This window comes from Gilliamella sp. B3172, assembly GCF_026536465.1.
GTDB lineage: Bacteria > Pseudomonadota > Gammaproteobacteria > Enterobacterales > Orbaceae > Gilliamella.
This window is the reverse complement of sequence record NZ_JAFNOA010000008.1, coordinates 55,851-68,895: the sequence shown is the minus strand read 5'-3', so window position 1 is coordinate 68,895 and position 13,045 is coordinate 55,851. Positions and strand designations below refer to the sequence as shown.

Sequence of the window (13,045 nt, the reverse complement as noted above, 5' to 3'; positions counted from 1 at the left end):
GATATCTTCCATAAAAATCATTAATTCTTTGAAAAGTGCAATATTAGCCATTGATGTTATTGTTATCTTGTTATTTTTTATATACACTTTTCCAAAAGTTAATGATTCTAGCCAATATGGTTTTAGAATTATCCATTTCCCAAAGGTACTATCATGAGCAATATTTTTAGTAAACTAACCTCCCTTGCTGATTGGCAACTAGTCAAAATTTCCGGTGAAGATAATCACTCATATTTGCAAGGACAAGTCACCATCGATATCAATAAATTGACTGAACAACGTGCGCTTTTCGGTGCGCATTGTGATGCCAAAGGTAAAATGTGGAGTAATTTATTAATTTTCCAACGTGGGCAAGATATTTACTACATTGTCCGCAAAAGCGTTGTTGAGCGACAAATCGCTGAATTAAAAAAATATGCAGTCTTTGCCAATCTTACTATTGAAATCGTTAACGATCTCAATATCGTCGGTATACCGCCAGAAGCGATTTCCGGACAACCGGCTTTAGAATCGATAATTTCACCACTGGCAGTTAACAACTGCGTGACTGTCGATAACATCACTTATATCAAATTACCGTTACCGCAAATGCGCTTTATTATGGTTACACCAAATGCCCTTCCTGATGATTTGCAACCATGTGATGATTGGGTGAAACTTGATTTAGAAGCAGGCTATGCCATTATCGATGCGCCGAATATAGAGAGCTTATTACCGCAAGCATGTAATTTACAACATGTCGATGCCATTAGCTTTGATAAAGGTTGTTATTGTGGGCAAGAAATGGTCGCCAGAGCAGAGTATCGTGGTGCGAATAATCGAGGGCTCTATCTGTTATCGGGAAAAAGCGCAACATTACCAAAAATTGGCGATAAGCTTGAGTATGAGATTGACGGTAACTGGCGAGAAAGCGGTCAAGTGTTGGCGGCGGTAAAACTCAACCAAGACAACGCTATTTATGTACAAATTGTTCTCACTAATGGGATCGATATTAATACCCAATTTAGAGTCAAAGACCAACCAGATAGTCAACTTATTTTCAATTAAACTTAAAAAACACAATTAACCGTTAGTTAGTTACTAGCGGTTAATTGCTATCACGTATTTAAATTAAAACGCAAGATTACCATACCATTTTTTTAAAATGCTGGAATGATCTTCCGATCTATTCCAACATGTGTATTTTATTGTCCCAATTCTTGATTCACAATCTCAACAAAATATTGGGCGCCGGTTGTTAACACTTCATCATTAAAATTGTATGCCGGATTATGTAAATTAGCCCCTTTGCCGGCACCGAGCCAAACATAAACACCCGGTATTTTTTGTAACATAAAGGCAAAATCTTCTGATCCCATAGACGGCTGAGGATCAACCACAATATTATCTTGCTTAACCACTTTTTTAGCCGCTTCAATAGCAATATCCGCTTGCGTTGGATAATTGATCGTGGCCGGATAACGGCGTTGATAATCCACTTCTGCTTTAGCGTCAAATGTTGCAGCAATACCACTGGCGATCTGCTTAATGCGATTTTCGGCAAGATCTTGCACTTGCGCACTAAACGAACGTACGGTACCCCGTATTACCGCTTGTTGCGGTAAAACATTCCAAGTATCGCCACTATGAATCTGCGTCACACTAATGACTAATGAGCTGATCGGATCAAGATTTCGACTAACAATACTTTGTAAAGCGTTGACAATTTGGGTAGCAGTTAAAATGGTATCTTTGCCTAAATGAGGAGCGGCTGCATGGGCGCCTTGTCCGGTCACTTTAATTTCAAAGACATCGTAAGATGCCATCATTGGTCCATGGTTGATATAAAAATGGTTTAAATTCATATTCGGCTGGTTATGTATCCCATAAACAGCTTCAATAGGCAATTTGTCAAACAATCCGTTTTCAACCATTACTCGGGCGCCACCTTCGTTTTCTTCAGCGGGTTGAAAAATGACCACAACCGTACCGGTAAAATCCCGATGCTCACTCAGGTATTTGGCAACACCCAATAAAGTTGCAGTGTGTCCGTCATGACCGCAGGCATGCATTTTGCCGCGGATTGTTGAGCAATATTCGATGTTATTTTCTTCAACAATATCCAACGCATCAATATCGGCACGCAATGCAATATAGCGCCCCGGCTTTTTACCATGAATAAGACCAACTACTCCGGTTGGGGCAAAATCAGTAAATAACTCGGTAATACCAAAAGATTGAAGTTTTTCAATAATAAATTGAGTTGTATTTTTTTCTTCAAAGGCGGTTTCGGGATGCGCATGGATGTGATGACGCCAAGCGATCATATCTTGTTTCAACTCAGGGATAGTACTCATGGTTAATTCCTTCATTTATTATTATGTTAGTGTCAGTAAATAGGGGTTTACTATACTGCTATTTTTACTTTGATAAAAATAACTCTTTTTAATATCGTTATCGATTTTAGTTATATCACAAGATTAATTTAAGGTTTTATACTAAAACGTAGGGTATTTCTGAAAGTTCTTGACAAAAATAGCTTAAGCAATAACCCGAAAGCGATAAGAAAGGTGCAAAAGGAATTAACCGCACTTGATGTTTTGCCAGCAGATATCGCAAACAAAGATAATAGATAATACCAAGTAGGCAAGCAATTACCACTAACCAAGGCAGAAGATAATACGGTAACCAAGCGCCAAATGCAGCCAGTAATTTAATATCCCCACCGCCCAAACCTGCTTTTTTAAAAATGCAGAAGAATAACGTTGCCGGAATTTTTAGTAAACTATAACCGAGTAAAATCCCCAAAAAGGCATCGTTAAGGTTAACACTGGTCAGCTCAAAATAGCTTGCAATTAATCCCAACCACATCAACGGTTGAGTAAAAAAATCGGGAAGCAGATAATACTTAAAATCAATCAATGCAAGCAGAATAAAAAAACCACTCAGCATCATCATTAGCAAACTGTGGCTGTTTAATCCTCGATCGATATAAATTAAGGTAAACAAAGTAGCAAGCAATAACTCTAATACCGGATAATGTAGCGAAATTTTACTGTGGCAATAGTAGCAACGACCTTTTAATATCAACCAAGAAATCACCGGAATTAACTGCCACAGTGCCAGTGTACTACCGCAATTTAAGCACTTTGACCGTTTTACACTTATTGCCTGCAAATATTCTATATGGCTCAATGAAGGTGAAAACCGGCGATAAGCAACATTAATAAAGCTACCTACGGATAATCCTAAACAGATAATGAACACTAACATCAATGTATCACATCGCCGAGTTGAAATATTGGCAAATAGATAGCCATAATCAAACTGCCGACTATCAACGATAACAACAGCATTAATAACGGTTCTAAGGTCGAAGATAAATTATCGGTTAACCTTTGATGTTGTTGCTGAAAATAGTAGGCTAAATTATCTAACATCAGATCCAGCGTTCCCGACTCTTCTCCGGCATGAACTAATTGCCGGCAAATATTGGGGTAACCGGCTTGCTGACGCAAGGCATAACTGAACGACTGCCCCTGCTTGATTTGCTCGATAATCAGATTAATACTGTCTTGATAAAAAGCGTTACATGCTGTATTAGTAGCTGAATTTAAACCGGTTAATAAAGGAATGCCGGCTTGTTGGGTAATAGCAAGCGTTTGGAATATTTGGGTTAAATGGCTACTGGTAATTAGCTGGCCAATTAACGGCAAACGCAATATCCACCTATCGATTTCAGCTTGAAAACGAGCTTTCACATAGTGTTGATAAGTGAGATAACTTAATAGCAGAATAAAACCCAGTATGATCCAGTTTCTTTCCAGAGAAGCTGATAGTTCAATCATGCATTGGGTAAAATAAGGGAGCTGGGCATCAAAACTTTGGTATATCTCATTAAATTTAGGTAAAACAACAAGTAGCATCACCAATGCCACAACAAGCGATACCACTAAAAGAAAGAGCGGATAACGCACCGCCTTTTTAATTCGTTTGTGGAGTTCAATCGATCTTTCAAGTTGTAGGGATAACTGTTCAAAACTGGTATCGAGCTGACCAGTTAGCTCGCCAGTGGCAATGATTTGGCAATAAAGCGAAGGGAAAACCAAATGATGATTGGCTAGCGCTTGCGATAATGATTCACCTTGTGTAATTTGGCTTTTCACATCGTTAAGCAAATATTGCCAATGCGCTTTGGTCTGATCTTCAATCAGCAGTTCGAGCGCATCAATCAGTGATAAACCGGCTTTTAATAGCGTGGCTATCTGTTTTGTTACCAGCAATAATTCGTTGCGACTAAAACTTTTGCTGCTGATAAATCGCCCTGCTTTAAATTTTATTGCTACCTTGCCTTGTGTTAACAACTGTTTTTGAGCTTCTTGCCTTGAACGGGCAATAATGTTGTTTTGCTCAAAGTTGAGATCATACCAATAATAGAGCCGTTTCACTCGCTATCCCCTAACACCCGATCTATTTCAGCAAGACTTGTGATGCCATTTTTTACCAGCTCTTCACCCGCTTTTTTCAAGCTAGTCATATTGGTTGGCGTGATTGTTTGCTTCGCTAAAATTTGCTGTTGAATTTCCGGCGTGATAACTAATAATTCGTACAAACCAATTCGCCCCGAATACCCGCCAACACAATGTTGGCAACCAATGGCTAAATAATGTGGTACGAACTCATTGCCTAATAATATGTATTCACTGGCTGCGGTTTTGCATTCAATACAAAGTTTACGCACTAACCGTTGGGCAATCACCAGTTTTAAACTTGATGCAAGCAGATAATTTTCAATGCCCATTTGATTAAGGCGAGTGATAGCTTCAATGCTTGAATTGGTGTGTAAGGTTGATAGAACTAAATGCCCTGTTTGTGATGCTTGAACGGCAATTTCAGCGGTTTGCTGGTCACGAATTTCACCAATCATCATCACGTCAGGGTCTTGTCTGAGCAAAGCACGTAAAATAACTGAAAAAGTTAACCCTGCTTTTGGATTGATTGCGGTTTGATTAATGCCGTCGAGTGGAATTTCGATCGGATCTTCGACACTGCAAATATTACAATCTTCTTTATTCAGTCGTTTTAGTGCACTGTATAAGGTGACCGTTTTACCGCTACCTGTTGGGCCGGTGACCAAAATCAAGCCTTGCGGATAACTTAGAATTTTTTCGAAAGTTATTAGATCCTGCGCTGACAATCCCAAATCATAAATGCTTAAGTCTAACTGCTCGTTATCCATAACCCGCAATACGATTTTTTCACCATTGATTACCGGTAAAGTGGCAATTCGCATGGCAAAATGGTCAATCACCAATTGACCGTCCTGCGGCAATCGCTGTTCGGCTATATTTAAATTGGACATAATTTTGAGTCTTGCCGTTATCTGCTTAGCTAAAGACAAAGGTGCACTTGCCTTGTTTTGTAAAACGCCGTCAATACGCATTCGGATACGGTAATAGGTTTGATAAGGTTCAAAGTGAATATCTGAAGCTCGCTTTTCAAGCGCTGATAATAATATGTCGTTAATACGTTCAACCAATTTATCTTCTTGCATAATCGCTCTCTAATGTTGGCTTTATCATAATCAAAATTTAAAAATATCTTCACAAGCGGAAGTTAAACCGGCATCCGGCGGCGTTGTTATGCAAGTTCGGCTCCAATCCAAATGACCATGGGTGGTATTGATTGTCGGCGTTAGCGTAGTGGTTAAGCCAGCTAAAGCGTTTGATCCCACTAAAGTGATAACCCCATTACTTACCGTAATAGAAGCAACATAGTTACTCGATTTGGTCACCGCAATACCATTACTGCCATTGTTACATCCTTTTAATGCCCCTTTTTCAATGGCACAAATTTCAACGGCTGACTTATAGGCGCTCATCGATTGAAGCATGTCAGTTAAAGCCGCTTTTTTGACATAACCTTGATAAGCTGGTAGACCGATTGCGGTTAAAATAGCGATCACCACAATAGCAATCATAAGTTCAAATAAGGTAAATCCCGATTGATTAGACATTTTGTTACACTCCTTGATAGAAATGATTTGCGTGATGTCTTTATAGCGAAACAAAAAAATGAAATAATAAGCCAATTAGTATTTTGGGATTTGAAATACAATCGTCACGTTAATTATTTCGGTCATATCAAAATCGTTGTGCAATAGTTCACAAACTTCATTCGCATTACCTAAACAATTGTTGGAGTTAATATGCCCTTAAACATCATTAATGGTTGGTTACAAGGTGTTAAGCAAGTTTTATCGCCTTTTTATAATGATCGCCCGGAGAATAAACCTATTTCATTATTGGTCATTCACAATATTAGTTTGCCGCCAAATCAGTATGGTGGTCCTTATGTGGAACAATTATTTACCGGTAAACTTGATCCGAATGCTGATCCCTATTTTGCTAAAATTTATCAATTACAAGTTTCTGCACATCTTTTTATTCGTCGTAATGGTGAAATTATCCAGTTTGTCCCGTTTAATAAACGTGCCTGGCATGCCGGACAATCACAGTTTGAAGGGCAAGAAAATTGTAATGATTTCTCAATTGGCATTGAATTAGAAGGCTGCGACAGTGAAAATTTCACCCCAGTGCAATATGAGCAGTTAGCTGCGGTAACCTTGATTCTTCAACAAACTTATGCCATTAAAAATATTACCGGGCATAGCGACATCGCCCCGACGCGTAAAACCGATCCGGGTCCTTGTTTTGACTGGCAATATTACCGGGATTTATTAAGCCAGCAATCGCAGACACAGTCGTTAATTAAGCAACTGGAATTGATAAAACAGGCACTGCAAGACACTCAATTATGGCAATCAGCGCCACCGCATCCCGATGCTTTTTTAAGTCAAGAACCGTTTGCGCTCGACACCATGCAAGCGCATGAGTGGCTACAATGGATTTTTATTCCTCGAATTTATGCCCTTATTGATGCTAATGCCGCTATCCCACAATTTGCCCTTCATCCCTATTTTGAAGAGGCATTTAAACAGCAGGAACAAGACCTAACACAGCTATTAGAGCTGATTAAGCAGCTTGATCAATTATCTGCAATAAAAGATTCTGAGTAAAAGACTTTGTGTAAAAGATTCTGTGAAAATGTTCTAAGAAAAAGTTCTGCGAAAAGATTTGATATAAAAAACCCCCAAGTAATTGGTTGTCCAACTATTGGGGGTCACTTCATCTGCACGGTTTTTTCAATCTGTGATGTTACCGATTTAACTGTCGATACTGATTAACGGCTTGTTGATGACTGTTGTAGTTGCTTGAAAAGGTATGACCGCCTGTTCCATTAGCAACAAAAAACAGATAGTTAGTTTTAGCCGGATGCGCAGCCGCTTCCAACGAGGCAAGGCTAGGCATTGCAATTGGTGTTGGTGGTAATCCTTCAATCACATAAGTATTATAAGGATTTTCAGTATCATTTAAATCTACTCGACGAATGGTGCCGGTATATTTGTCACCTAAACCATAAATAATGGTCGGATCGGTTTGTAATTTCATTTTGGCTTTCAAGCGATTAACAAAAACTGATGCCACATTAGCTCGCTCCGAACTTAGTCCGGTCTCTTTTTCAATAATTGAAGCAATAATCAACAGCTCATAAGACGACTTGTAAGGAAGATCGCTATCTCGATTTTCCCAGACTTTTTGTAAATTATTTTTCATGGTCATATGGGCACGTTTTAATAGATTAATATCGACCGTGTTAGCTGTATAAAGATAAGTATCTGGCGATAACCAACCTTCGATCGATCCTTCAATCCCTAATAATTTGGCGATCTCTTCATCGGTTTTGCCGTCAAGTGTCTGTTCAATATAAGGTGAATTTTTAATCACGTTAAGCCAATCTTTCGCTCGTTTTCCTTCGACAAATTGGATCGAAAAATTACTCTCTTTGCCCGAAACCAATAACGCTAAAAACTCCTCAACCGTCATATGCGGATGCAGTTGATAGGTGCCGGCTTTAATCGATCTTAACGAAGGATTGAGTTTAGATAGATAAGGCAATAAATGTGATTGCTCAAGTAAATTACTCTCTTTAACTTGCTGAGCTAACTGATGTGATGTTGTGCCTTTTTTTAGCACAAAGACTTTATTATCATCAGTGACATTTAGATATTGTTTGGAAAACTGATGCAAAAAGTAGTAGCCAATACCAATTGAACCACCCACAATTAATATCAAAGTAAGTAAAGTACATAAAACGATTTTCTTAATCATAACTCTCAATCTACATAGTGAATTTTAGCCCGTGACGTCAGGCGCGTTAATAATTCATAAGCACTAATACCTGTGTGCTTAGCAATGTGTTCAACCGGTAGCTGATGCCCCCAGAAGATAACTTCATCGCCAGGTTTTTCATGGCAATGAAGTCCTAAATCAACCACAATCATATCCATTGAGACCCGCCCAACAATCGGCACTTGACGACCATTGATCATCACCGGCGTATTTGGACTAATACCCCGAGGATAACCGTCGCCATATCCCATTGCCACCACACCTAAGGTGGTATCGTTTGGACTGACCCAAGTTTGACCATATCCCACAGCTTCGCCTTTTTTATGCTTTCTAACAGCTATCAACTCTGATTTAAGTGTCATCACCGGTTTAAGCGCTGAAATCGCCTCATCAAACGGTGATACACCATATAAAGCAATGCCAACCCGAATAACATCACGATGCGACTTAGGCCAAGCAAGAATGCCACCGGATGCCGCAATAGATTGTTTATTGATAGCTGGGTGATGATTCATGGATAAAATAAATTGATCTAACAACGCAGTTTGTTTAGCCGTTTGCTGTGAGGTTAAATCATCGGCCGAACTAAAATGGCTGATAATATTGATAGAAGGTCGCACTACCCGGCAATTTGCTAGCTTAATAAATTGTTGCTCAGCCTCATCGGGGTGAAAACCTAAGCGATGCATACCGGTATCTAATTTAAACCAGGCGGTAATTTGATTTTCAACATCAATCGCATTTAATGCATCAATTTGCCAGCTTGCGTGAATAACCGGTTGTAAATTAAAATCGATTAAATCATTAACATCATCATGCGGGAAAAAACCTTCTAATAAAACAATTGGGGTATTAATGCCCTCTTGCCGTAATAATAACGCTTCACCCACCCGTGCTACACCAAAGTAATCGACTTTATCTTGTAATAACTTCGCCACCCCTAACATACCATGTCCATAAGCATTGGCTTTGACAATTGCCATTAAGGCGCTATTAGGTGATTTATTTCTAAAATAGTCAATATTATGTAAAAGTGATTTGCGATTAACTTCAACTACTGCCACAGACATTGTATTTAACCTAACTTATATATCAAATGGCTATTGTAAGTTTTGTTATGGATAATCACAAATATTTATTTTAATAAATTGGTCAATTCACGCTGTTTTATTAATCGATAACAACGGCCATTTTCCTTTATAGAGCAGTATTTGTGAGCAAAATTGAGGCAAAGAGTGTGATCAATATCGATTAATTTGCATAATGCTATTTACAGCTTAAATGATAATGGTTATCATTCAATCTTTATTCAAAACCTATAAAAAAAGAGAAGAATAGGATTAAGTTAATAATGGATTTAAACATTACCAAAACTCATATCGCAACAGCGATTTGCATTTCATTAACCAATTTGCTTTTCATTGATCAAACTTTTGCCGATACCAAAAAATCCACCCCGCAAGATACCATTGTAGTGACCGCTGATCGAAACGAAAAAACCGTCTGGGATAGTTCGGTTTCGGTGACGGCAGTTAATCGAGATGAAATTGAAAATCAAAATGGCGATTCAGTTGTTGAAGCATTACGCGATATTCCCGGCGTTGAAATTATGGATAATGCCTTAGCCGGCCGAAAACAAATTATGATACGGGGTGAAGCGCCGTCACGTATTTTGATGTTAATTGACGGGCAAGAAGTCACCTATCATCGTTCCGGGCATGGCTCAAGCGCCGGAGTATTAATTGATATGGAATCGGTGGAACGCATCGAAGTGATTAAAGGTCCTCACTCTGTGCTTTATGGCTCGCAAGCGATTGGTGGCGTAGTTAATTTTATTACGCGTAAAGGTAGCCAAGACGGTTCGCCGTTAAGCGGTGACGCTAAAGTGATCTACAATGGCGCAACCGACGGCTTTACCGAAATGGGCACTATTAATGGTTCAATCGACAATATTTTTGATTATCGCATCAGTGGTAGCAATGCGAAAAACAATGACCGTAAAGCGTATCAAGGCAAACTTCACAACACCGACTTTGGTAATAATAGTTTAAGTTCATGGTTTGGTTTCAATCTTGATCAACATAAATTGGGGCTATCTTTAGATCGTTACCAATTAGATACCAAAACCTACTATGATAAGTCAAAAAATAATCCTGCTATTAAAGAGTTCTCGGTTGAAATTCCTAAATTACAACGTGAAAAAATCGGACTGTTTTATGACTATCAAGCTGACGGCACTTTTCTTAAAAAACTGCATTATGATGCCTATGCGCAAAAACTAAATCGACAATTTCGTAACCATATTAACGTAGCGCCGAATGCCAGAATAAACGTTGATACCCGCACGGCAACCGATGATGAACAAAAAACTTATGGTATGACGTTTCAAGCTGACTTTGTGCCGGCTAAAAACATGAATTTGATTGCCGGGCTTCAATATCAGCAAGATAATGTCGATCAAAATTCGCATAATGTCGTTGTGTCAAAAATGCCGGTACCAATTAAAAGCTATACTCAAAATAAATTCTCCTCGAACAAATGGCAACAATCGAGCATTGCTTTATTTGGGCAAAATGATTGGGATATCACCGAGGATATTTCATGGAATTTAGGTGTACGCCAATATTGGGTGACTTCGAAACTAAAAAAAGGATCGTCAATTATTGATAAAACGCCAGTAGTTGGATCGGCAACGTCAACGGTTAAAACCGACGGCAAAAAAAGCGATCATGATAACAATTTTGTTGTATCAACCGGGCTGACTTATTCCGGTATCCGTGATACTCAGTTAAGAGCATCGTTTGCCCAAGGATATGTCTATCCTACCCTTTCGCACCTGTATGCAGTCACCACGGCATCTGACCAAACGCTTTATGGCAATTCCAAATTAAAAGCGGAAAAATCGAATAATTACGAAATTGGCTTGCGTTATAACAATAACAAAATTTTAGCCGATGCGGCTATTTACTATTCTGCAGCGAAAAACTATATCACCGAGATGAGCTGTGATGGTTCAGCGATTTGTGATGGCGCTATTGGTAGCAATTTTAGCTATTATGATAATGCCAATAAAGCCAAAACTTATGGTTTAGAATTTATGGTTGAATATGTTGATTTACCTGTTACCCCTTATATAAAAGGTAACTATTTACGTCGGCAAATAAAAACCGATAAATACACCACTTATGATACCGGCAATCCACGCTTTGCTGGCAATATTGGATTAAAACACACTGCCTATTTTGATCACGTTGATATCGATGCCGATCTGTTTATGCGCATGGCAACAAATGCAACTAAACGCAGTGAGTCATCGGTTTATCGCTATAGCGGTTGGTCAACAGTAAACTTATCAACGACCACCTCATTTGGTGCCAACAGACAATATAAAATTGGCGTTGATCTGAATAATATTTTAAACAAAAACTATACCACTGCTTATGAAAGTATTCCGGCAGCAAAATTTAATGCGGTTATCAGTGCAAGTATGAAGTTTTAATCAGTAATCTAAATTAAGCAAAATGACTATGTGATGAATCACATAGTCATAATAAAATCTAACTAATAAGATTTTTATACAGATGCTTTAGCGCCTTAACCGGATGATAGATCATCATTCTGGGACCGGCAAAACGCATAACCTGTTTTATTCTTTCTTTATAATCTTTACGATAGCAGTGGCGAGGACATTTTTCACAGGTGGTTTTCGCTTCACCAAAACGACACATGGTTAAACGTTGCATCGCATATTGCCGTAAATCTTGACACTCATCGCACAATTGATTGGCTTTTGAGTGATGTTTTTTCTGGCAATATAAATGGATCATCACGCTCACTGTCGATTTTTCTTGTTCTATTTTAGGACCAGTATTATTTGCAACCATATTTCAATACATACATAAAAAAAATGCTAAAATACTAAAGTAATATCACTTTGAACACAAGGATTAGTCATCATGGTAAGAATGATTAACAAAGATACAACAGTATGCATGTCTCTTTCAGCTCGCCCGGGCAATTTCGGTACCCGTTTTCATAATTACTTATATGAAAAGCTCGATCTTAACTATATTTATAAAGCCTTTACCACCAATAATTTGAAAGATGCAATATATGGCATAAAAGCGCTGGCAATCCGAGGATGTGCCATATCAATGCCTTATAAACAAGCTTGTATTGAGTTTATTGATGAATTGGATAATTCTGCTAAATCCATTGAATCGGTTAATACCATAGTAAATACCAATCACTATTTAAAAGCCTACAATACTGATTATATTGCTGTTGCAAAACTCATCGAAAGCAATCAAATTGCTAAAACCACGCCATTTGTATTAAAAGGCAGTGGCGGAATGGCTAATGCGGTCATTGGCGCTTTTTACGACAAAGGGTTTAAACATGGCATAATTGCAGCTCGTAATGAGTCAAAAGGGCAAGCGCTGGCAAACCGTTATGGTTATCAGTGGGTTGCAGATGAAGCGAGTATTTCACCCGAGCAAGCAAAATTAATCATTAATGTTACCCCTATCGGTATGCAAGGTGGCAGTGAAGCAGATCAATTGGCGTTTAGTGAAACGCTGATTGAACAATCTGAGATTGTGTTTGATGTCGTTGCATTACCGGTTGAAACACCGTTGATAAAATATGCCAAACGTGTCAATAAAAAGATTATATCCGGCGCCGATGTTGCGGTGTTGCAAGCGCTTGAGCAATTTATCTTATATACCGGCATCACGCCTAACGAACAGTTAGTCTTGCAAGCCGCTGAATTTGCCCGACAAGGTTAAACTTATTGCGGCGTCATAAAAAACGGT

Annotated in this window: 12 protein-coding genes and 1 pseudogene; 5 read left to right on the top strand and 8 right to left on the bottom strand. The window is 38.7% G+C overall.

Translation table 11 applies throughout. The features are described from left to right. Nucleotides 1-153: 153 nt before the first annotated feature. Nucleotides 154-1,047, top strand: a complete 894-nt coding sequence (gene ygfZ, locus J3U37_RS09515; protein WP_267374570.1) for a tRNA-modifying protein YgfZ — start codon at nucleotides 154-156, stop codon at nucleotides 1,045-1,047. A gap of 137 nt (nucleotides 1,048-1,184) precedes the next feature. On the opposite strand, the gene J3U37_RS09510 is transcribed toward ygfZ, so the two are convergent. The 5 genes from J3U37_RS09510 to ppdD all read right to left on the bottom strand — a co-directional run bounded on the left by J3U37_RS09510 (nucleotide 1,185) and on the right by ppdD (nucleotide 5,995). After that, the gene (locus J3U37_RS09510) at nucleotides 1,185-2,336 is read right to left on the bottom strand and encodes a M20 aminoacylase family protein (RefSeq protein ID WP_267374568.1); all 1,152 of its coding nucleotides are present in this window, start codon (nucleotides 2,334-2,336) and stop codon (nucleotides 1,185-1,187) included. 136 nt (nucleotides 2,337-2,472) lie between these two features. Then, nucleotides 2,473-3,252, bottom strand: a complete 780-nt coding sequence (locus J3U37_RS09505) for a prepilin peptidase (protein ID WP_267374566.1) — start codon at nucleotides 3,250-3,252, stop codon at nucleotides 2,473-2,475. Continuing rightward, a complete protein-coding gene (gene hofC, locus J3U37_RS09500; protein ID WP_267374564.1) occupies nucleotides 3,252-4,427 on the bottom strand; it encodes a protein transport protein HofC in 1,176 nt (391 codons plus the stop codon). Before hofC ends, J3U37_RS09505 begins: the two co-directional genes overlap by 1 nt. Then, nucleotides 4,424-5,533, bottom strand: a complete 1,110-nt coding sequence (locus J3U37_RS09495; protein ID WP_267374562.1) for an ATPase, T2SS/T4P/T4SS family — start codon at nucleotides 5,531-5,533, stop codon at nucleotides 4,424-4,426. Before J3U37_RS09495 ends, hofC begins: the two co-directional genes overlap by 4 nt. 30 nt (nucleotides 5,534-5,563) lie before the next feature. Continuing rightward, nucleotides 5,564-5,995, bottom strand: a complete 432-nt coding sequence (gene ppdD / locus J3U37_RS09490; RefSeq protein ID WP_267329119.1) for a prepilin peptidase-dependent pilin — start codon at nucleotides 5,993-5,995, stop codon at nucleotides 5,564-5,566. Nucleotides 5,996-6,187: 192 nt separating this feature from the next. Between ppdD and ampD the strand changes: the two are divergent. Continuing rightward, nucleotides 6,188-6,736, top strand: a pseudogene (gene ampD, locus J3U37_RS12195) (1,6-anhydro-N-acetylmuramyl-L-alanine amidase AmpD); the annotation flags it as partial. 12 nt (nucleotides 6,737-6,748) lie between these two features. Continuing rightward, nucleotides 6,749-7,057 carry a YqcC family protein gene (locus J3U37_RS12190; RefSeq protein WP_366518729.1) on the top strand — a complete coding sequence of 103 codons (309 nt, stop codon included), beginning with the start codon at nucleotides 6,749-6,751 and terminating at the stop codon, nucleotides 7,055-7,057. 139 nt (nucleotides 7,058-7,196) lie between these two features. Here J3U37_RS12190 and mltG read toward each other — a convergent pair whose 3' ends face one another. Together mltG and alr are read right to left on the bottom strand one after the other, a co-directional pair. Next, nucleotides 7,197-8,207 (bottom strand): endolytic transglycosylase MltG, encoded by a 1,011-nt coding sequence (gene mltG / locus J3U37_RS09480; protein ID WP_370634061.1) that lies wholly within the window; start codon nucleotides 8,205-8,207, stop codon nucleotides 7,197-7,199. Nucleotides 8,208-8,215: 8 nt separating this feature from the next. Next, entirely contained in the window at nucleotides 8,216-9,301 is a 1,086-nt protein-coding gene (alr, locus tag J3U37_RS09475) for an alanine racemase (RefSeq protein WP_267336293.1), read from the bottom strand. Nucleotides 9,302-9,582: 281 nt separating this feature from the next. Here alr and J3U37_RS09470 point away from each other — a divergent pair, with 281 nt between their 5' ends. Further along, complete coding sequence (locus tag J3U37_RS09470; protein ID WP_267374558.1) at nucleotides 9,583-11,730, top strand: TonB-dependent receptor; 2,148 nt, start codon at nucleotides 9,583-9,585, stop codon at nucleotides 11,728-11,730. Between the two features lie 58 nt (nucleotides 11,731-11,788). Here the strand turns inward: J3U37_RS09470 and J3U37_RS09465 are convergent, their stop codons facing one another. Continuing rightward, complete coding sequence (locus tag J3U37_RS09465) at nucleotides 11,789-12,115, bottom strand: nitrous oxide-stimulated promoter family protein (RefSeq protein ID WP_220217599.1); 327 nt, start codon at nucleotides 12,113-12,115, stop codon at nucleotides 11,789-11,791. A gap of 72 nt (nucleotides 12,116-12,187) precedes the next feature. Here J3U37_RS09465 and J3U37_RS09460 point away from each other — a divergent pair, with 72 nt between their 5' ends. After that, the gene (locus J3U37_RS09460; protein ID WP_267374556.1) at nucleotides 12,188-13,018 is read left to right on the top strand and encodes a shikimate 5-dehydrogenase; all 831 of its coding nucleotides are present in this window, start codon (nucleotides 12,188-12,190) and stop codon (nucleotides 13,016-13,018) included. Nucleotides 13,019-13,045 lie beyond the last annotated feature (27 nt).